Source organism: Koromonas soli (assembly GCF_059726265.1).
Window position 1 is genome coordinate 609,444 of sequence record NZ_AP040872.1, and the last position, 20,898, is coordinate 630,341.

At 58.7% G+C, this 20,898-nt stretch carries 17 protein-coding genes; 8 read left to right on the top strand and 9 right to left on the bottom strand.

Annotation, left to right across the window (positions count from 1 at the left end; translation table 11 throughout):
• Positions 1 to 102: 102 nt before the first annotated feature.
• Positions 103 to 1,605 (bottom strand): magnesium chelatase ATPase subunit I, encoded by a 1,503-nt coding sequence (locus tag AC6IY8_RS02640; protein ID WP_497777141.1) that lies wholly within the window; start codon positions 1,603 to 1,605, stop codon positions 103 to 105.
• Between the two features lie 169 nt (positions 1,606 to 1,774).
• Here AC6IY8_RS02640 and AC6IY8_RS02645 point away from each other — a divergent pair, with 169 nt between their 5' ends.
• Positions 1,775 to 2,599, top strand: a complete 825-nt coding sequence (locus AC6IY8_RS02645; protein ID WP_497777142.1) for an SDR family NAD(P)-dependent oxidoreductase — start codon at positions 1,775 to 1,777, stop codon at positions 2,597 to 2,599.
• A gap of 92 nt (positions 2,600 to 2,691) precedes the next feature.
• Here the strand turns inward: AC6IY8_RS02645 and AC6IY8_RS02650 are convergent, their stop codons facing one another.
• The gene (locus tag AC6IY8_RS02650; protein WP_497777143.1) at positions 2,692 to 3,009 is read right to left on the bottom strand and encodes a tetratricopeptide repeat protein; all 318 of its coding nucleotides are present in this window, start codon (positions 3,007 to 3,009) and stop codon (positions 2,692 to 2,694) included.
• Between the two features lie 243 nt (positions 3,010 to 3,252).
• On the bottom strand, positions 3,253 to 3,558 hold the full coding sequence (locus AC6IY8_RS02655) for a hypothetical protein (protein WP_497777144.1): 306 nt from the start codon (positions 3,556 to 3,558) through the stop codon (positions 3,253 to 3,255).
• A gap of 116 nt (positions 3,559 to 3,674) precedes the next feature.
• On the opposite strand from AC6IY8_RS02655, the gene AC6IY8_RS02660 reads away from it, so the two are divergent.
• Positions 3,675 to 4,184 (top strand): acyl-CoA thioesterase, encoded by a 510-nt coding sequence (locus AC6IY8_RS02660; RefSeq protein WP_497777145.1) that lies wholly within the window; start codon positions 3,675 to 3,677, stop codon positions 4,182 to 4,184.
• A 30-nt stretch (positions 4,185 to 4,214) separates the two neighbouring features.
• Here AC6IY8_RS02660 and AC6IY8_RS02665 read toward each other — a convergent pair whose 3' ends face one another.
• The 6 genes from AC6IY8_RS02665 to AC6IY8_RS02690 form a co-directional block, all read right to left on the bottom strand.
• Positions 4,215 to 5,585: a sigma-54-dependent transcriptional regulator gene (locus tag AC6IY8_RS02665; RefSeq protein WP_497777146.1), complete on the bottom strand. Its 1,371-nt coding sequence runs from the start codon at positions 5,583 to 5,585 to the stop codon at positions 4,215 to 4,217.
• Positions 5,582 to 7,369 carry a sensor histidine kinase gene (locus AC6IY8_RS02670; protein ID WP_497777147.1) on the bottom strand — a complete coding sequence of 596 codons (1,788 nt, stop codon included), beginning with the start codon at positions 7,367 to 7,369 and terminating at the stop codon, positions 5,582 to 5,584. The genes AC6IY8_RS02665 and AC6IY8_RS02670 overlap by 4 nt, the downstream gene beginning before the upstream one ends.
• Positions 7,366 to 8,778 (bottom strand): ABC transporter substrate-binding protein, encoded by a 1,413-nt coding sequence (locus AC6IY8_RS02675; RefSeq protein WP_497777148.1) that lies wholly within the window; start codon positions 8,776 to 8,778, stop codon positions 7,366 to 7,368. Before AC6IY8_RS02675 ends, AC6IY8_RS02670 begins: the two co-directional genes overlap by 4 nt.
• Positions 8,753 to 9,853 carry a hypothetical protein gene (locus AC6IY8_RS02680; protein WP_497777149.1) on the bottom strand — a complete coding sequence of 367 codons (1,101 nt, stop codon included), beginning with the start codon at positions 9,851 to 9,853 and terminating at the stop codon, positions 8,753 to 8,755. The genes AC6IY8_RS02675 and AC6IY8_RS02680 overlap by 26 nt, the downstream gene beginning before the upstream one ends.
• A 228-nt stretch (positions 9,854 to 10,081) precedes the next feature.
• Positions 10,082 to 10,312 carry a CsbD family protein gene (locus tag AC6IY8_RS02685; RefSeq protein WP_497777150.1) on the bottom strand — a complete coding sequence of 77 codons (231 nt, stop codon included), beginning with the start codon at positions 10,310 to 10,312 and terminating at the stop codon, positions 10,082 to 10,084.
• A gap of 48 nt (positions 10,313 to 10,360) precedes the next feature.
• Positions 10,361 to 10,513 (bottom strand): lmo0937 family membrane protein, encoded by a 153-nt coding sequence (locus tag AC6IY8_RS02690; protein ID WP_497777151.1) that lies wholly within the window; start codon positions 10,511 to 10,513, stop codon positions 10,361 to 10,363.
• Between the two features lie 425 nt (positions 10,514 to 10,938).
• Between AC6IY8_RS02690 and lon the strand changes: the two genes are divergently transcribed.
• From lon to AC6IY8_RS02720, 6 genes are all read left to right on the top strand, one after another.
• The gene (gene lon, locus AC6IY8_RS02695; protein ID WP_497777152.1) at positions 10,939 to 13,353 is read left to right on the top strand and encodes an endopeptidase La; all 2,415 of its coding nucleotides are present in this window, start codon (positions 10,939 to 10,941) and stop codon (positions 13,351 to 13,353) included.
• A gap of 303 nt (positions 13,354 to 13,656) precedes the next feature.
• Positions 13,657 to 14,154: a hypothetical protein gene (locus AC6IY8_RS02700; RefSeq protein ID WP_497777153.1), complete on the top strand. Its 498-nt coding sequence runs from the start codon at positions 13,657 to 13,659 to the stop codon at positions 14,152 to 14,154.
• A gap of 160 nt (positions 14,155 to 14,314) precedes the next feature.
• A complete protein-coding gene (locus AC6IY8_RS02705; protein WP_497777154.1) occupies positions 14,315 to 14,887 on the top strand; it encodes a protein tyrosine phosphatase family protein in 573 nt (190 codons plus the stop codon).
• 260 nt (positions 14,888 to 15,147) lie between these two features.
• Positions 15,148 to 15,852, top strand: a complete 705-nt coding sequence (locus tag AC6IY8_RS02710) for a molybdenum cofactor biosynthesis protein (protein ID WP_497777155.1) — start codon at positions 15,148 to 15,150, stop codon at positions 15,850 to 15,852.
• Positions 15,853 to 16,091: 239 nt separating this feature from the next.
• The gene (locus AC6IY8_RS02715) at positions 16,092 to 17,057 is read left to right on the top strand and encodes a VWA domain-containing protein (RefSeq protein WP_497777156.1); all 966 of its coding nucleotides are present in this window, start codon (positions 16,092 to 16,094) and stop codon (positions 17,055 to 17,057) included.
• A gap of 377 nt (positions 17,058 to 17,434) precedes the next feature.
• Entirely contained in the window at positions 17,435 to 20,779 is a 3,345-nt protein-coding gene (locus tag AC6IY8_RS02720; protein WP_497777157.1) for a TonB-dependent receptor, read from the top strand.
• Positions 20,780 to 20,898: the final 119 nt, after the last annotated feature.

Sequence of the window (20,898 nt, forward strand, 5' to 3'; positions counted from 1 at the left end):
CCGCAACATTACTTAGCGGGCGCCCCACTCAACGTTCCTTTCGTTGAGTGGGGTAGTTGCTGTTGCTCTTGCTCTTTGCCGTCCCAATACAGCGAGGTCATCTCAATTAAACGGACGCCGATTCTTCCTCCTCTGCTCCCATTCGGACTCGTACTCGCTCCGCAGGTCGTCCCGATCGTTGTGCCTCGACTTCTCGCCCGAGGTGAATACACGATCCTCCGTCCGTCCTATCCGCTTATGCGCGTGTAGTCCTTCAAGAATGAATTCCGCCGCCGACACAATCGACTCAGGAGGTTCGCCTTCTCCCGCGCCCACCTTCTCTGTCTTTTCCAGCAGGCCCTGAATTTTTTCCATGCTCTTCAGACCGTCGTGCGTGCGCGTGTTGTCCGTCAGCGTTACTTGCCCGCCGAGTTCAAACCACTGCACCACCTGTTTCAGATCGTTCACCCCAAAGTAGCGGTCGAAGGTCTTCGCCACTGCTGCCAGAATCACCTCTCTTGCCACGGTGTCTGCGCCCTTCATCTCGCCTTCGTATTCCAACTCCAGCTTGCCTGTGATCGAGGGCATCGCCGCGTAGATATCGGAAATCCTCGGCACTGCGCAGTTCGAACCTTCCATCACCGCTCGCCGTTCCGCGTTCGAAATAACGTTCTCCAGCACTGAGATTGGCAATCGCTGACTCACGCCGCTTCGCTTATCGACCCGCTTGTCACCGCGCGCCATGAACGCAATCTGCTCTGCCACTTCGCGAATGTACGCTGGAACAATCAGCTCCGGACCTTCGCGCTCGCACCATGCTTCCTGCGCCGTGATCGCCATTGCTTCTTCGATTGTGGATGGATAGTGCGTGCGAATCTCGCTGCCAATGCGATCTTTCAGCGGAGTCACAATCTTGCCGCGAGCCGTATAGTCTTCCGGGTTAGCGCTGAACACGAGTGCTACATCCAGCGGCAGCCTCACTGGAAAGCCCTTAATCTGCACGTCGCCTTCCTGCATGATGTTGAACAACCCGACCTGAATCTTTCCTGCAAGGTCCGGCAGTTCGTTTACCGCAAAGATGCCGCGATTCGCGCGTGGCAGCAGCCCGTAGTGAATCACCAGTTCGCTTCCAAGTTCGTGTCCCCCGCGTGCGGCTTTAATTGGATCGATGTCGCCAATCAGGTCGGCAATCGTCACGTCCGGAGTCGCCAGCTTTTCGACATAACGTTCATCGCGGCTCATCCATGCGATCGGAGTGCGATCTCCCTCGCGTGCCAGCAGTTCCTTGCATCTGCGGCATAGCGGAGCGTATGGATTATCGCGAATTTCGCATCCTGCAATATATGGCGAGCGTTCGTCCAGCAACCCTGTCAGTGCGCGCAGGATGCGGCTTTTCGCCTGGCCGCGCAGCCCAAGCAGAATGAAGTTGTGCCGCGACAAAATTGCATTTACCAGTTGCGGAATGACCGTGTCCTCGTATCCCACGATTCCGGCAAACACCGGTCCGCTCTGCTTTAGCCTTGCCAGCAGGTTTTCGCGCAGCTCGTCCTTCACTCCACGGTGCAACATTCGTTGTTCGTTGAATTCATTGCTGCTGCGAAGCTCGCCTAACGTAAGAATCATCATCACTGTCTCCAGAAGCCTCTGCCAGCGTCGCTTCCCCGGGCGCAGAATGGTCCGGCGTTGTCAAAGGATTCCCATTGGACGCAAAATACCGGCTCCACGTTGCGTCGGCTTTTCCGTCCAGTGCACCCGCTTGCTTGACTTTTGACTCCGGTGCCAATAGAAGTTGCCAATGAGCATTTCTGGAAAAGTGGTGGTCGTGACCGGCGCCTCCATGGGAATTGGAGAAGCGATTGTCCGCCGTTTCCTCCGTGAGGGTGCATCCGTCGTACTAGCCTCGCGCGATCTCGAGCGAGTGGAGGCTGCACGCCAGCGCGTCGGCGCCGCCGAACGTACTCTGGCCGTCGCCTGCGACATCACCGTCCGTTCGCAGATCGAAGCCTTGCTCGCAGCCACCATCGAGCGTTTCGGACGCATCGACATATGGGTCAATAACGCGGGCTTCGGACTCATCGACTCCGTCGCACACATGGATACCGAAGCTTGCCGTCGCATGTTCGACACCAACCTTTTCGGTGCCATCGATTGCATGCAGGTCGTCTCGCCGCTTTTCAAGCAGCAGCGCTCCGGAGCCATCATCAACATCTCTAGCATGGCCGGACTCGTCACCGTCCCGTACATGGCCGCCTACGGAGCCACCAAGCACGCGCTTAATTGCATCTCGCGCGGCGCACGGCTCGAACTCGCTCCCTACGGAGTCCACGTCAACACTGTTTGTCCTGGATATGTGCGAACTGAATTCAACAATCGTGCTGTGTGGGGAAAGGAAAGCCTGCGCGTCGGAGGCGCCATGCGTCGCGGCATCACCGCCGAGCGAGTTGCTGACGCCGCCTGGTACGCCTATCGTGCCAATCGCCGCGAGGTAGTTGTGCCCTGGAGCGGGCACCTGCTCGTCGGCGTTTATCGTTTCCTGCCTGCATTGTTCAACTGGGGATTACTTCGAATGCTTCGCAATCTCGACCGCAAGGAACCCGCCGGCCCCGCAACACCCGCCTAGAGCTTCATGAAAACTGTGGCTGTGGGTGCCCACGTTCGCGTCCTGTCGTTGGTCGCTAACGTGGGAGACAAGGACGGCGACAGCAAATAGCTTTAGTACGTCAACTCTTCCAGCAGTGCTTGCATCTCGTTTTCCGCATGACGATTTCCCGTCCGCTGCGCGCACGCAATCCCATCGCGCAGCCATTCGACGGCTTCGTCCTTGCGCTCCGCCCGTTGCAGTGCCTGCGCTCCCATAAAGAACGCATTCGCATAGTTCGCATCCACTTCCAGCAACTTGCGAAACTCCGCCAGTGCCGCATCCGTCTCGCCAGCCGACGAATACTCCATGCCCAGCGCATACCGCGCAAACGTGTTCTTCGGATCCTGCTCCAGAATCGCCTTCAACTGTTCCGCTCTCTCGCTCGCCATAAGCAGAACATACCACAACGTCACCAGCAGGGTGCCCCATCTGAATTTGCTTGGTGCCCCATCACTGCCCGTATTTGGCAGAGGTGGGGCTTTTGATCTTGCTCTTGATTTTGCTCTTGTAGCAATTTCTCGCCACACCTCTCCATCCTTCCTTCGATTTCCGTCTCACCACCACATTTACCGCGCTAGAATACCTCCGTGGCCTGTCCCTTCTTCATCCCTACCGAGTCCCATCCGAGCCCCTTATGGCCGCATCGATACCGACTCTCGCTCGGTGACGGTTTCACCGGACATTGCTCTCTTTGCTCCGCATCCTGTGATGACGAAACCCTGCGCACGCAATGCAACATGGGATACGCCACCTGTCCCCATCTCCCCGCCGAGCGTGCTTTCGATTCCGTTCGCTTCCTCGTCAGCTCGCAAGCAGAGTCCGTCCTCCGAGTCCAATTTGCCGGTGAGCGTGCCCATCTTCCGGCCAGCGTTGGAACGCTCCGTTACGATCAACAATCGATGACATGGCTCGACGAACCCGACCCACAACTCATCCATCTTGCGAACGCCGCCATCCGCGCTTGGCTTCGTCGTTCCATGCTTCTTCCTGAACCTCCTGAGCCCGATGCTAAAATTGCAACGGATTGAACTCTGCAGGCGTCAAACTCAATAGCATGGAAGCTTCTGAAACACTTAGTCCGCGTCCCGTGTCCGACTCTGCCTCCGAGATGATCGAGCTCGTTCTTCCCAACGATGCCAACCCCCTTGGAAATCTTCTTGGCGGCCGCCTCATGCATTGGATCGACCTCGCCGGAGCTCTCGCCGCGCATCGTCACTGTCGCAGCTACGTTGTCACTGCCTCCACCGATCACCTCGACTTCCTCACGCCCGCAAAGGTTGGCGACCTCGTCATCTTCAAGTCGTCAGTCAACCGCGTTTACAACACGTCTATGGAAGTGGGTATCAAGGTCTGGGTTGAGAGCTACTTCACCGGAGAGCGCAAGCACATCAGTTCGGCCTACCTCACCTTCGTCTCCATCGACCGCCACGGACGCAAGCTTCCCGTCGCCCCCGTTGTCCCCGAGACCGAAGAAGAGCTGCGTCGTTACGAAGACGCCGGACGACGCCGCGAGATTCGTGCCGCCGAAAAGATGCGCAAAGCCGGAGTCATCAGCCGCACTTAATTCGCACCGCAGCGACACGCCGGAGTGCGGTCAATCGCGTGCGATCTCAATCCCCAACTGCTGGCATTTCTTGTAGAGATGACTGCGCTCCAGCCCCAGCGACTTTGCCGTGTTCGTCATGTGATTCGCGTTGCGCTTCAGCTCCGCCTCAATCGTCGCGCGTTCAAACTCCGTCACCCTCGCTGCCAGCGGCCCCGACTGCGCTGTGCTGTTCGTCGCGCTCGTCCCCGATGCACTTCCGGGCAGAGCCATCGCAACCGTCGCTGCATCGACCGGGCCATCCGCCAGCAGCAGCAAGCGTTCTACTATATTGCGCAGCTCGCGCACATTCCCCGGCCACCCATAGGCGCACAGCGCTTTCATCGCGCCTTCTGTGAATGCCGCCGGCTTCCAGTTGTTCTGCGCCGCCACCTGCTTTGCAAAGTGCTCCACCAGCGCGGGGATATCCTCGCGCCTCTCTCGCAACGGCGGCAGCTCGACCGGGAACACATATACGCGGTGGAATAGATCTTGCCGAAACTTTCCTTCCCGCACTGCTTCTTCCAGATTGCAATGCGTCGCCACAATCACCCTTGCGTCCACCGCGATCTTCTTGTCGCCGCCAACGCGTTCCAGCTCGCCTTCTTCCAGAATGCGCAACAGCTTCGCCTGCATGGTCAGCGGCATATCGCCAATCTCGTCCAGAAACAGCGTCCCCCGATGCGCCTGCTCAAATTTCCCAATATGCCGCATCAGCGCCCCGGTAAATGCGCCTTTCTCGTGGCCAAACAGTTCGCTTTCGATCAGCCCTGTCGGCACCGCCGCGCAGTTCAGCGTAACGAACGGACCTTCGCGCCGACCGCTGTGTTCATGCAGCGTCCGCGCCACCAGCTCCTTGCCCGTCCCCGTCTCGCCGTGAATGCACACTCGCGCTTCGCTGTTTGCCACGCGCTCAATCTGCGCCATCAGTCGTCGCATCACTTCACCGCTGAAGACAATCTCGTGCTTGCCCACTCTCCTGCGCAGCTCGCTATTCTCCTGCTCCAAACGTTTCAGCTTGAGCGCATTGTCCACCGTCAGCAGCAGCTTGTCTGTCGAGATGGGCTTCTCCAAAAAGTCCAGCGCGCCCAGCTTCGTCGCCCTTACCGCCATCTCGATGTGCGCCTGCCCACTCATCATCACCACCGGCGAGCCCACTTCCGCGTTGCGCAGGTCTTCCAGCAAACTCAACCCATCGCGCACCGGCATCACCACATCGCTCAGAATCAGGTCATAGGCATGATGCCGCGCCAGTTCCAGTGCCTTCGCCGCGTTGTCGCACACCGTTGCCTCGTGCCCCGCAATCCGGAAAGCCCTTGCCAGCGATGCCAGTGTGTTTGCCTCGTCATCAACAATCAGGATTTCAGCCTTGCGCGCCGTCATCGTGCCGCCTCCGCGTGCAGCGCCGTCTCAGGCTGCCTGCGCGGCAGCCGCAGCCGGAAAGTGCTTCCTCGTCCCGGCTCGCTTTCCACCGCAATCGTTCCGTTGTGATCGCTCACCACCGATTGCGCAATCGCCAATCCCAGCCCCGTGCCATGCTGCTTTGTCGTGTAATAAGGAGTGAATAGCCGCGCGCTTTCCTCTGGAGTCATTCCTGTCCCCGTGTCGCTCACCTCGACTATCACGTCGTCGTCCTCCGCGCGCGTCGTCATCGTAATTGTTCCTCCCTCGGGCATCGCGTCCACCGCATTCAGCACCAGGTTGCTCACCACGCGATACAGCAGCTCCTCATCGCCTTCGATCTCTGCGGATGCAGCATCGAGCTTCGTTTCCAACTGCACCGGATGCGCCGCTTGTGCTAGTTGCGCCGCATGCAGATTCGTCACCCGCGTAATCAGCGCATTGATCGACATCCGCTGCACCTGCGGCTTCGGCATCTTCGAGAAGTCGCTGAACCTCCCAATGATTGCCTTCAGATGTCCAAGCTCCTCCAGCAGCGTCGCTGTGCTCTCATCAAAAATTTCATCGAACTCCTGCGCAGGAAGCTTTCTCGACCGCATCAGGTTCTCCACCGTGATTTGCAGCGGGAACAGCGGATTCTTCAGCTCATGCGCCAGCCTGCGCGCCAGCTCTCTCCACGCCGCCACGCGCTCGGACTGCACCAGCCTGTCTCGCTGCGCCACCAGTTGCGTGGTCATCGAGTTGAATGTCTCCCCCAACTCGCCAAATTCATCTCGCGAACGCAGGTCCACCCGCGCGCTCCAGTTTCCCGCCGCGATCTCGCGCGAAGCAGCCGCCAGCTTCTCCACCGGACGGCTGAAGCGCCCAGCCACCCACAGCGCGAGCACAATCGAAACCAGCAGTCCTGCTCCGGCCGTCGCCATCGCCACCGCTTTAATCTGCCGTTCCAACTCCAGCAGCGGACGCCTCGATGTCTCCACCAGCAGCACCGCACTCACCGCGCCCTGCTCATCGCGCAGCGGAATCCCCTGCACGGTAACGCGATCCAGCGGGTCCGGGGAAGTCCTAATCGCCGCGCTCGTTTCTTTTCCCGCGAGTGATTCGCGCAGCAGCGGCCTCAGCAGCTCAATCGCCGGAGGGTTATCCCCAATCAGCGAGTTCTGCTGCGGCTCTCCCGCACCTACCTGCAACATCCACACCCGCGCACCCGCAGGCATCGACAAGTCCTTCAGAAATGCCGCATTCAGCCGCTTGCCGCCAAACAGATACAGCACTCCATCACCGGCCGTAACCGCCCGCGACGCCACAACCCCCAGCTCCGACCCGTCCGCCAGCTCCACCCTGTCCAGTGCCGGAGCCCCACGCGTGACGAGTGCCTGCGGCATCTTGTACGCAAAGTGCGCAGGCCATTCAGCCGACGACACAATCGTTCCGTCCGCCGTCACCAGGTCCAGATAGTCGAGTTGCTGTTCCCGTGCCAGCGTCGCCGCCTCGCGCACATACGGAGAAGTGTCTCCACCATGCGCTGCCTCAAAGGCGATCCGCTGCACCGTGTCATTGGTCGCCAGCCGTTCGAGCGCCTCTGCAACTGTGGCCTGCCGCGTTCCAAACTCCTGCCGGAATTGCATCACGATTGCCGCCGTGCGCTGCCTGTCCACCTGCTCAAATGCCGCACGCGCCCGCACCGCCGTGAACCACGCCACCGCGGCCACCGCTGCCGTCACCATCACGGCCATTGCCAACAGCAATCGTTTTCGAAAGCTCATGGCCTGCTCTCCACCCAGCCCTCCACCGGAAGCGGCGCAATCACCGTCGCGCCAGAGATTGCACCCCGCGGCGTCCCGGACGAGGAAGGGATCACCGCCCAGTCCCTCATGCGCTCGCTTGCCGCCCACGCTTTGTTCAAGTGCAGCAGCGGAATAATTGTGTAACTCGCCAGCGCCGCGCGCTCAGCCCGATACACTCCTTCGAGCGTCGCATCGCTCAACTCCACATTTCCATGCAGTGCATGCACCAGCCCTGTCAGCTCCGCTGCCGGATTCGCCGACCTTACCTCAACTCTTCGTAGCGCCCAATCCACATCTTTCGTGCGCGCTACTGCCTGTGCCGTCATCCCGGCCTCTCGTGCATTCAGCACAATGCGCTCAGCCACCAGTTGCAGCTCCGCATCCCCCGCCGCATACCCCAGCGTGAAACTTCCTCGCGCGCCCACTTCCGCCTGCAGTTGCTTAGCCTTCATCACGTCGCGCTGTGCCGTCATCAGCTCCCCATATCCGCTGATCCAGTTTGGCAGCAGTCCTCTCGTGGCTTCTCCCTGCTTTTGGAAAATGAAGTTCAGCAGCGCCGTCCTGTCGATGGCCTCGCTCAGAGCCTGCCTCAGCCTCGCGTCCACTCCGCGTGCCCGCTCTGCCTCCAGCACAATCACCTCCGCGGCCTGCACCTGCGAAAGTCTCATTCGCTCCTGCTGCGCCCGTCTCAACTCCTCTGTGCTGACTTCCACAAGGTCTGCACGCTTTGCTGCCAGGTCCAACCACTGCTCGTGTGCGCTTCGTCCGCACGTCACCGTGATCGTCTCCGGAAACCGCTGTCCACCCGAGTAATCCGGATTGGCTTCCAGCGTCACGCGTCCGCCACCACTCGAACGGACGACATACGCACCGCTCGTGACCGCCTTCCCATCCCACATCGTTCCGTCTTCCGCCGCGCCCACCACGCCAAAATCCGCCCCTGCCACCATCGCCGCGAACTGCGGCATTGCCGACGAGAACTCCACCGCCACCCAATCGCCGTTGTTCTGGACGCGTCCTTCCACGCCGTTCTTCGCCAACCCTGCGCGCACCGCGCTTGCCACGACAGCGGCTGTCATCGGCACATCGGTCTCCGGCCCATGCATCCTTACTCCTGGTCGCAACCAGAACTGCCATCTGCGCATTCCGTTCTGGCCCTCCCACCGCACCGCGAGCCCCGGCCTCACTTCGCCGCGAGTATCCACATGTGTCAATGTATCCCCCACCAGCAGCTTCACGAATTCCGGGGGCTCTGCCTGCGCGGTCTCAATACGCACCTCGCCCCCGTAGTGCGGACGCACCCTGGCCTCGCTCTCGATCGCCAAGCTCATTGCGGCAGCGATGCCCACGGCCAGAGCCGTCCTACCGATTGCAGCCGATCTCCACATGAAAGACCTCATACTCTCCCGTTCGCGGATCGTGCATCACGGCCATTGCGCCCGTGCCATCGACCGTCGTCCAAAGCGATGTAATCGCCCCTGCAAAATCCAGCGCCGGAGCCACCAGCACAGCCTGCCCGTCCGCTATCGCATACGCCCGCAGAGAATCGTTTGCTTCCGCGTCCGTTGCTGCCGTCACCAGCAGTTGCACTCCGCTGGCGCATCCCGAACGCACTGCTGCAACATCGCTTCCCCAGTCGCGTACCGGCAGAGTTGTCTCTTTCGCGCCATCCATCATGCGCGCGCGTCCATCGACACCCGCAAAGATCCACGTTGTTGATCGAGGGGAGGGAAGTGCCGCAGCCGAAAAGAATGGCGGCACCTGCTTGCCGAATCCCGGCCTCAGCAGGCCATTGAAGTAATTGCGTCCCGCATTGAAGAATGCTGCCTGTCCGCCCAGCGGCCAAGCATCATCCGCATCGCGGCACTCGGCACGCACACCGCTCTCAGGGTTCACCGAACACACCACACCAGGCAGATAAGCCTCCAATGAGTGCTCTCCGGCCTGTACCAGCCTGCCGCGCACATCCAGCGGGAAACTTCCCGCATGCGCAATCGCAGCGCTCGACTCAGGAGTCCATCGCCCCGCCTGTTGCCGGTACAACACCACCGCCTCCGGGGTCAGTACCGCCAGCCGGCTTTCATTTCCAACGCGCACCAGCGCCGCATCCAGCACCGGTTCCGCTCTCGACACCAGCAGCGTCCGGCGCAACGACATCGCCGAAGCTCCCGCCTCCGCCAAACTGGCGCGTCCGGCCTCGACAATCACCTCATGGGTTTCCGAGCCCTGCTCGATCTCGGCGACATACACCAGCCCAGCAGCGTTCTCGCTCAGCACCGCGCGAATTTCGTAGCCGCCATCCTGCGTTCGGCGAACCCGCACTCCCGCTTCCGCCAGCCGGCTTTCCAGAGACTTGCTCCAGGCAGCAAACTGCTCCGCTGTCGCCGATGACGCATTCTTCAAACGCAGCCGTGCCGTCCCTTGTCCGCCCGCGGCCACAATGCGAGTTGCAAACAGCGCCACCGCATCCTGCTCCGCTTCAGACGCTTTCGTCCAAGCCGCGCCCTGCAGCAAGAGAAAGAAAACAACTCCAGTTACGAGCCATGTGCGCACGATGCGCGAATTATAGCGGCCTTCTACTCAGCCCACCAATCACTCGTACTCACATCTACCAAGAAAAAGGGTTCCGAGCGGCCACGCAGCCCGGAACCCTTCTTTCCTCATAGCGATCTCTGTGACGACGGTTAAAAGCTAAGCAGCGGGATCCTTTTCGTCGCGATCGGTTTTTCCGCCTTCGCGGTTGCGATCAAGCACATCGCGACCGGCGTCCTTGACCTTGCCCCAAGCGTTCTGAATCTTGCCCTTGGCCTGGTCTGCGGCGCCTTCAGACTGGGCTTGTTCATCGCCCGTCCATTCGCCAACCTGGCGCTTGATTCTACCCTTTACGTCGTCCAATTTGCCTTCAATACGGTCTTTATCCATTTGTTTCCTCCTGGCGTTCTTGACTCGATTTCGGCGATCAGGTCGTGGCTAGACTACCGTCCTTCGTCCAGAGATCAGCTGGAACACCAGTGCCACAACTGCCAGCACCAGCAGAATGTGAATGAACCCACCCAACGTGTAGCTGCTGACCACGCCAAGCAGCCAAAGTACCAGCAGTACGACAAACAGTGTCCAAAGCATATTTCTTTACCTCGGCCCCAAGTTTTCGTTTCACCGGACTCTATCACCGGCAACTGAAGAATTGGGTGCAGTGGGACACATAGAGGTTGGCGGGAATCGGTAGTAGCGGGTTCACCAGCCCTCGTTCAGGGCAAAACTAGCCCAAAATTCGCACTGCTCAGCCTCGCTCGCGGTTGCCATATTCCGAATCGGGGACTACAATCCCCGCCTTGAATGCTCTCGGTCGCGAATCTTCATCCTATGAGTTGGGCGACAGCCTTTTGGATTGGGGAACAGCCTTCCGAGAGGGAAGAGGAGCGCTGATGTATTCGAGCTCCCCGAGCCTGCATTTGACAACCTTCGCTCTTTCATACACTTACCGGAATCAGAATCTTTTCCTGTACTATAGTCATCAAAGTTGAGTACGATTGACTCAAGGAGATTAGATGGCGAACGAAACGCGCAATCCTGAAAGCACCCCGACCGTGCGCGACCTCCCGGTTTTGCCGGTGCGAGATACGGTTCTATTTCCACACGCCGTTCTCCCGCTGACCGTGGGACGGGAAAGTTCGGTGCAACTTATCAATTCTCTCGGTGAGGATAAGACGATAGTCGTGATCGCCCAGCGCGAAGCGCGCATTGATGCGCCTCAGCCCGTCGATCTCTACCCCATCGGGAGCTTGGCCACCGTGCACAAGGTGGTCAAAATGCCAAACCAGAGCCTCTTCGTTTTCGCCGAGGGCCTGGAGCGCGTCAATGTTGTGGAGTACACCCAACTGGCGCCATTCATGAAAGCTACGGTCGCAACCGTGGCCGAAACGCTTCCCGAGATGAATGCCGAGGTCGAAGCGTTACAGCGAAACATACTCAACTTATTCCAGCAGATCGTTGCCGGATCGCCGACGCTCTCCGATGAGCTGTCCACCGTGGCAATGAACATTGAGGAGCCGGGCCGACTGGTGGACTTTGTTGCCAGCTCGTTGCCGTCGCTCTCCACTCGCGACAAGCAGGACGTGCTCGAGACCTACGACGTCCGTACGCGACTCGACAAGATCAACCAGCACCTCGCCAAGGAACTCGAGGTTCAGCAGCTTCGCAACAAGATCCAGAGCGAAGTGCAGGACCGCGTACAGCAGACGCAGCGCGAGTACTACCTGCGCGAGCAGCTGAAGGCAATTCAGAAGGAGCTTGGCGAGCAGGACGACACCACCCGCGACGTCGAGGACTTCAAGGAGAAGATCGAGAAGAGCGGCATGCCCGAGGAAGTGAAGAAAGAGGCAATGAAGGAGCTGAACCGCCTCTCGCGCATGTCTCCTATGGCTGCTGACTACTCGGTCACCCGCAACTACCTCGAGTGGCTCGTTGTGTTGCCGTGGACCAAGTCCAGCGGTGCCGAGGTCGATATCACTAAGGCCAAGGAAGTCCTCGACGAAGATCACTACGATCTTCAGAAGGTCAAGGACCGCATCCTCGACTATCTATCCGTACGCCGGCTCAATCCCAAGATGAAGGGACCAATCCTCTGCTTCTTCGGACCTCCGGGCGTCGGCAAGACCTCTCTTGGCAAGTCCATCGCCCGTGCCTTGGGACGCAAGTTCGTTCGCATGTCCCTTGGCGGCGTGCATGACGAGGCTGAAATTCGCGGTCACCGCCGCACCTACATCGGAGCCATGCCCGGACAGATCATCCAGGGCATCCGTCGTGCCGAAAGCAACGACCCGGTGTACATGCTCGATGAAATCGACAAAGTCGGACGCGACTACCGTGGCGATCCCACGGCAGCCCTGCTCGAAGCACTCGACCCCGAGCAGAACTTCAGCTTCCGCGACAACTATCTGGACGTGACGTTTGATTTGTCCAAGGTGCTGTTCATCACCACGGCCAATCAACTCGACACCATTCCTGACCCCTTGCGCGACCGAATGGAGATCATCGACCTCCACGGCTACACCGAGGAAGATAAGCAGCACATCGTTTATCAGTACCTCATTAAGCGCCAGTCGGAGGAGAACGGACTCACGCCCGAGCAGATCGAGTTTACGTCCGATGCCGTCAGCTACATCATTCGGCATTACACGCGTGAAGCCGGTGTCCGCAGCCTCGAACGCCAGATCGGCACCATCTGCCGTAAGCAGGCGCGCCGTATCGTCGAGGGCAAGACCGAAAAGCTTGTGGTCACCCGCGAAGTCGTTCAGGAAATGCTCGGTGGCATCAAGGTCCGCGTCGATACCGAGATCGCGGCCCGCACCAAGCATCCCGGCGTCGTCGTCGGCCTGGCTTGGACGCCCACCGGAGGCGACATCCTTTTCATCGAAGCGATGAAGATGAAAGGGAAGGGCGAGTTCCGCATTACCGGGCAGATCCAGGAAGTGATGCGCGAGTCCATGCAGGCTGCCTTCAGTTGGGTGCGGGCTCACTCCGCGCAGTTGGGAATCGATGACGAGGTCTTCACCAAGTACGACCTCCACATCCACGTCCCTGCCGGAGCCATCCCCAAGGATGGACCCTCGGCTGGTGTCACCATCGTCACCGCCCTGGTCTCACTGCTGACCGACAAGCAGGTGCGGCCGCAAATGGCGATGACCGGTGAAATCACCCTGAGCGGCAACGTGCTGCCCATCGGCGGCGTCAAGGAGAAGTTCCTGGCCGCCAAGCGCGCGGGTGTCAAAGACATCCTCTTCCCTGCGGAAAACCAGCAGAACGTGGAAGAGGACGTATTGCCCGAGCAGATGGAAGGCGTGAACGTGCACTACGTCGCCAGCATCGAAGAGGTTCTCGACATCGCTCTCCCGCAGAGCCCTGCCGAAGCCCGCGAAGACGCCGAAACCCGCGAGCAAGTCCTCGCCGACGCCGAAAAGTAACTCAAGCAGCATCTTCATGAAGGCCAGTCCTCGGACTGGCCTTTTCTTTTCTGTTTTTTTGAGGTGTCATCCTGAGCGCAGCGAAGGACCTCGGGGTTGACCTTGTTCTTGCGTTTGGTTCAACTGTCCAAGTGCTCACACATGTCTTCTATTGGCATTTGTGGGGTGAGCACGACCATCAAACCGTCATTCCCCATTGTCCAAAGGTACTTGCACTTGGGTATCAATCTCGCAAACCAGAATTCCCTTGTATTCCATAGTCTCAGTTGCGAAGATTGAGACATTCTCTTTCAGGAGATTCCAATGGTGCGCCGTGCCCTGGTTGTGCTTTGTCTCGGTGTTTTGACCCTGTTTCTGGCGAGTTGCGGCCAGACGTATGAACTGCAATCGATTACAGTCACGGCTGGCACTTACACCTCATCTGGAACTGAGTCGTTGAATTTGGAGGGAGTTGGAGCTTATCAGCAGCTTACGGTTACTGCTCACTATTCCAACAGCAAGACTCAAGACGTAACCTCGCACAGTACATTCGCACTTGGGGCTTCCACCGATCCTCTGGCGCCATTGTCATCTCTCAATGTTGATGCCAGTGGAATCGTCAAGGTTCTGAACGCTGCTTGCACTTGGCATGCGATACCAGCTGACACCGGTGCGACGAAATTCAACTACTACACTGAGCCGTACACGGTAACGGTTATGTATGGCGGTCTGACCACGGTCGCTAAAATCAGCGTTGACAATGCCCCTGGATGTTACGACGGAAAGACTTACGTCCCGCCGTCCGGATTTCCTGGCAATTAGTTTCCGTGTAGCGACTTTCACTACCCAAGAATTTTTCGCCCCATCGCAATTCGGCATCTGCCGAGGTTGGATGGGGCGTTCTGTTACGCCTCCCAGTTGCGCTCGATCCCATCCCCAAATCTTATTGCAATGTCTCTCGATCTTCTCTACCATCCCTCGCATGCGGAGCAAGAAGTCAGTCTTTGCGATCTCGTTTCTCAGCGGTCTCGTCTTGGTGCTCGCGTTGATTTTCTTCAATCGTCCGCACCCTGTGCCGCCTCAAACCTCGTGGACAAAGGCTCGCCCCTTCGCTTCCGGAATATACGTAGCGGAGCAGCTTACTGAAGCCGACATCTCTGTAGCTAAACAACACGGTTTCGCGACTATCATCGATCTCCGTCCCGACGGCGAAGCACTTGACCAACCACCATCCGCCGCCGTCGAACGCGCCGCCCGTGACAACCAGCTAGGCTTCTTCTATGTCCCCGTGCCCCACGGAGACATCCCAAGCAGCGCCGTTCAATCCCTCTCCGTTGCCATTGCAAAAAGTCCCGAGCCTATCCTGGTCTATTGCCGCAGTGGACGCCGCGCCGCTCGCACCCTCAGCCTCTATGAAGCCTCCCGCCCGCAAGGTCCCGACGCTCCGACCATTCTTGCCATGGCCCGCTCCGTCGGCCAGTCTGCCGATGACCTCAGCGGAGAGATCAACGACCGTATCGCACACCGCAAACAGCCGGGAGGCGTAGCGCAATGACCACCCTTGACCTGCATTCCGATACCTTCACAGAACCAATCCATTCCTCTAGTGTCGAAGTCCCGCATCCCCCGCGCAGCGTCGGCCAAATGCTTCTGCGGGCGTTCTGGATCGTTCTCGGATTGGGCCTCGGTGCATTCGTTGCCTTAATTCTCGGCATTCTCGTTGGCTGGATCCCATTCGGCTGTTGAAGCAATCCGGCGCCAGTCCCGCATCGTTTCTCCTTCGTTTTTGCTCCCCCAAGCTGATATCTTTTCCTCATGTCCATACGCGTCCTTTGCTTTGGTCGTCTGCGCGACATCATCGCGCCGGAGTTTCAGGCCGAGCTTTCTCTTCCCGCCACCGTCGGAGACCTCTGGCAGTCTCTTCTCGCGCAGCATCCCGCGCTAGCGCCCTACAACGGAGCCGTCGCCATCGCGGTCAACCAGTCCTTCGCCTCTCCCAGCACGCCTATTTCTGCCGGAGACGAGGTCGCGCTCCTTCCTCCCGTCAGCGGAGGACTCCCCGAGCCCCATCTCCCTCTGTCTTCTCCCCATAGCTGCCTGCAACGCGAGCCCATCGACTCCGCCGCGCTCATGTCCTCCATCAAGCAAGGAGAAGACGGAGCCCTCTGTGTCTTCGACGGCATCGTGCGCAACCACACCCGCAACCGCCGCACTCTTTACCTCGATTACGATTCCTATCCCGCCATGGCCGTCTCCGAGATGGAGAACCTAGCCACCGAGGCGCTTGCTCGCTTTCCCATCCGCGACGTCCGCATCGTCCACCGCGTAGGCCGTCTCGAAATCAGCGAATCCAGCGTCCTCATCGTCGTTGCGAGCGCCCACCGTGCCGCCGCCTTCGACGCCTGCCGCTGGATCATCGATTCACTAAAGAAGACCGTCCCCGTTTGGAAGAAGGAGTTTTTCGAAGACGGCGCCGTCTGGGCCGATGGCGAAGCCTTCCCACCCGAACTCCCCGTCTAAATCGAACTCAAGATCACACCTGCTCGGGTGCCCACTCCTTCCGGGTTTGGCCGGAGGGTGGGGTTGTTTGCTTTGCTTCAACCGCTCTTTGCCTTTGCTGTCCTGCTGTCATCCTGAGCGAGCGAAGGACCCCTACCGCAACCACCCCTTTCCTCGGATCACATCTGCCTTCGGCCCGAATCCCTGCCAATTCCGAATCCCGACCACGTAACTTTCCTTATAATTGCCCTCGAATGCTCTTGCGACTCGCACTCCTGCTTTGCCTACTCACTCCTGCTTTTGCGCAGGATGCTCCCGCGCCTGGCCCCCGGCCCGTTCCGCGTCCCCCTGCCCGAACCCCACAGTCCAGCGACTCCACTCCTACGTTTTCGGTCAACGTCAAACTGGTAAATGTCTTTGCGACTGTCGCCGACGGAAACGGCGCTCCGTACGCCGGACTTCAGAAAGAGGACTTCCGCATCTTTGAAGACGGCGTCGAGCAGAAGGTTTCGGTTTTCGAGCGCGAATCCGAACTGCCGCTCTCCATCGCCATGGCCATCGACACCAGTATGAGCACTCGCAAGGACCTTCCTCTCGAGATCGCCTCGGCCCGCAAGTTCGCGCACACACTCCTGCGGCCCATTGACGCGATTTCCCTCTACCAGTTTTCGACTTATGTAACCGAGGTCCTGCCGTTCACCAGCGAGGGACGCCGCTTCGACGCCGCCCTTGAGCGCCTTCACCCCGGAGCCGCCACCGCCCTCTTCGACGCCATCTTCCTCAGTTCCGAATCACTTGAGCGACGTCGCGGGCGCAAAGTCCTCGTCCTCATTACCGATGGCGGAGACACTAGCAGCAAGGTCGATTATCAGGAGGCCATCCGTGCCGCCCAAATCGCCGAAGCCATCATTTATTCCATCATCATGGTTCCCATCGAGGCCGATGCCGGGCGCGACATCGGAGGCGAGCACGCCCTCATCCAGCTATCCCGCGATACGGGCGGCAAGTCCTATTACGCCACCTCGCTCTCGCAGCTCGACGAAGCTTTCCGCCAGATCAGCGATGAGCTTCGCACGCAATACCTGCTCGGCTACTACCCCGTGCGACGCGTCGGCAACGAGTTCCGCCGTATCTCCATCGAGCTTACAGAGGATGCTCGCAAGCGTGCTCAGAACGAACTTTTCATCCGCAATCGTGCCGGTTACTACAACAGCAAAATCGAGTAACCGAGCTACTCTCACCTTCCAAAAAACATATCTGAGCTGGCCAACATTCCTGATTTGGTAAGCACCTACAGCTTCGGGTACGAATTCCTCCTTATTTGCCACCAACTTAAGAGAGATCCTGTTTGGAACTAAGCGTGCACACCTAAGCTCAAGAGCCTCAATGCGGGTGTTGCCGAATCAAGTGGTTGTAGATGGTTGCGGCCTCACCCACACGGGTTTGTTTCTCTCTGTTCGCTCTTTCGAGACTCTTCGGAGGGCGGCATTTCAGAAAAGGCGGCGAGTGCAGTTCTCGTTACTTTTCAATTTGCTTAGGCAATCCCGCCTAAGTTGGTGTGAACCGACGTCAGATTGACGTTGTTTAGGAGACTAAAATCAAGATGAGTGGACGATTTCGTCGATTGAGTTGCTTCCTGCTGATCGCAGGCGTAATGCTCACATCCATCGCTCTCTTCGCCCAGAACACGATTTCCGGCGAACTTACCGGAACTGTCACAGACCCGAGCGGCGCTGTTCTGCCCAACACGACTGTGACGTTGAAGAGCCAGGATACCGGCCAAACCCAAACGACCACGACGACCGCAGCTGGATTCTTCCGCTTCGCTCTTTTGAGACCGGGCACCTACACCCTCACCGCGGAACCTTCCGGCTTTGCCAAGCTGACCCGCGATGCCATCGTCAGCCTCGGTCAAGTTACAAATGTTAAGTTGACCGCCTCACTGGCCGGTCATGCCGAAACCATGGACGTCACCGCGGATGCCGCGCTGATCCAGACCGAAAACGGCAACATTACCTCCAACTACAGCCAGCAGCAGATTGCCGCTCTTCCTGCTCCTGGCAATGACATGACGAACTACGCCCTTACCGCTCCCGGAATCACCCTGAGCACGGGCGCCGGCTATGGCAACTTTACTGCCAACGGTCTGCCGGGTACCTCCAACCTCTTCACTGTCAACGGTAGCGACAACAACGATCCTTTCAACGGCCTGGCCAACACCGGCGCCAGCAACAACGCTCTTGGCGTCAACGAACTGCAGGAAGTCACCATCGTCACCAACGGCTACACCGCTCAGTACGGTCGCGCCGCCGGTGCCAACGTGAACTACTCCACCAAGTCCGGCACCAACCAGTTCCATGGCAACGCTCAGTGGCAGTGGAACGGCCGCGTGCTGAACGCCAATGACTGGTTCATCAAGGCTGCGGGCGAAGATCGTCCGTTCGCCAACAGCAACATGTGGGCGGGTTCGATTTCCGGTCCCATCAAGAAGGACAAGTTGTTCTTCTTCTATGACAACGAAGGAATGCGCTACGTTCTGCCTGGTGGCGGAACCCACTACATTCCGAGCCCGACGTTTGCCAAGGACACCCTTGCAAACATCGCAGCCAACCAGCCTTCACAGTTGGCCTTCTACCAGAACTTCTTCAAGCTGTACGCCAATGCTTCCAACGCCTCCAAAGCCACCCCTTACATGAACGCGGATGATGCGCTCGGTTGCGGCGACTTCGCTGGTACTGCCAGCACCGGCGGCGTGTACGGCACCGATGTTCCTTGCGCCTACCAGTTCGCTGGCGGCGGCAGCAACAAGAACACCGAGCGTTTGATGTCCGGTCGTGTTGACTGGCTCCCGACCCAGAACGATAAGTTCTCGTTCCGCTATCGTCAGGACCGCGGTCTCCAGGCCACCTACACCGACGCCATCAACCCGATCTTCAATGCTCAGTCCAACCAACCGCAGGATGAGGGACAGTTGACGTACACCAAGACCCTCAATTCCCGCATGGTCAACCAGTTCATCGCTGCTGGCAGCTACTACAGCGCGATCTTCAGCGCAATCGACCTGGCCGGCGCGCGTGCAGCGTTCCCGACCACCTACATTTCGACCGACAACGTGTTTGATCTCCTCGGTGGCGAAGACTATGCCTGGCCGCAGGGACGTCGCGTTGCCCAGATGCAGTTCTCCGATGACTTCTCCTGGACGCGTGGCAACCACGATCTGAAGTTTGGTGCCAACATCCGTCACGACCGCATCACCGACCTTACCCCGTTCCGTAACATCACTGGCGAACTTGAAGTTGGCGTTGCCTCTTTGTTCTCTGGCGTTACCGGTACGGCTCAGGATGCAACCGACGTTCTGATTCAGCGTTACACTGTTCCGACCGAAGCTGGCTTCCAGTTCTACAGCCTTGGCCTCTATGCTCAGGATGTGTGGCGCGCCAGCAACAAGCTGAAGGTTACCCTTTCGCTGCGTGTTGACCGCAACTCTAACGAAGCCTGCCCGAAAGGCTGCTTGTCGCGCTTCGGAGGTCCGTTCACCTCGAACTCCGTCAGCGTTCCTTACAACGCGACGATCGGCACTGGCTTGAAACAGGCCTTCCCGAACATCGAACCGGTTGTCCTCCAGCCGCGTGTTGGTTTCGCTTACACGCCTTGGGGCGACAAGACGGTGGTCCGTGGTGGCTTCGGTATCTTCTCCGATCTCTACCCGGCGCAGTTGGCTGAGCCTTTTGCTTCCAACGCTCCTCTGACCACCACCTTCAATGTCACCAACACTGGCCGTGCGGTAGCTTACGGCAATGCCAACGATCTGAACTCGATCGGCTTGGGTTCGTTCAACGCTCTGCGCAATGGCTTCGGTCAGGGACAGACGCTGGCTCAGATGCAGGCAAATGGTCTGCTCACCCTGCCGACCATGACCGCACCGCAGAACACCTACTACAACCCGAAGTACATGCAGTGGAACCTCGAACTCGAGCAGGCGATCGGCACCAAGACCGCCCTGACCTTGAACTATGTTGGCAACCACGGGTATGACGAAAACTTCCAGAACCCGACTGTCAACGTTTACTCCAAGGCTGGATACACCTTTGCGGGTGTGCCCACTGCGGCTCCGGATGCCCGTTTTGGTCGTGTTATTCAGTACACCAACGACGGCTATTCGAACTACCACGGTTTGACTGCTGTTCTTTCACGCCGCATGAGCTACGGCTTCAGCGGTTCGATCAACTACACCTGGAGCCACTCTCTTGACGTGGTTTCCAACGGCGGTCTCTCCAGCTACAACCTGGCGTCGGGCGGAAGCAGCATTCTGACCCAGATCAACCCGGCCAATCTGAAGAACAACTACGGCAACTCCGACTACGACTTCCGTCATAACCTGAGCGCAAACTACGTGTGGGTCCTTCCTTTCAAGGTCGCCAACAAGTTTGCGAACACCGTCGTGAATGGATGGACCGTGTCTGGAACTGTGTTCGCTCGTAGCGGTGAGCCGTTCAGCGCTTATCGCTCCGTTTCCTCGAACTATCTGGTCAACGCAAGCGGAAACGCTATCCTCGGTCAGTACGATGGCAGCGGTCAGGCTTCCTGCAACAAGGGCAACGACGTCTGCTTGGTTTCCAGCCAGTTCGCGTTCCCGACCAAGAACGTTGCCGCCTCCAACAACTTTGGCAACACGGCTCGCAACATCTTCCGTGGACCGAAGTACTTTGATACTGATATGACCATCACCAAGAAGTTCAAGACGAGCGAGAAGACGGCATTCTCCGCGGGTGCCAGCTTCTATAACCTGCTCAATCACCCGAACTTCCTGAACCCGAGCGGCAACCTCGCCAGCAACTTTGGCGTGATTACCAGCACCGCTTCCGCTCCCAGCAGCCCCTATGGCAACTTCGAAGGCGCTGCCGTGTCCGGTCGTATCATCCAGACCATGCTGAAGTTCGAATTCTAAGTTTCGAATTTGCTTTAGCTGAATACTTGCCGGGGAGCCAACGCTCCCCGGTTTTTTTGTCTTCTTCTTCCAAATCTCAAATCCAGAGTTTCCGAATTTCCGTTTTCTGATATCTACGG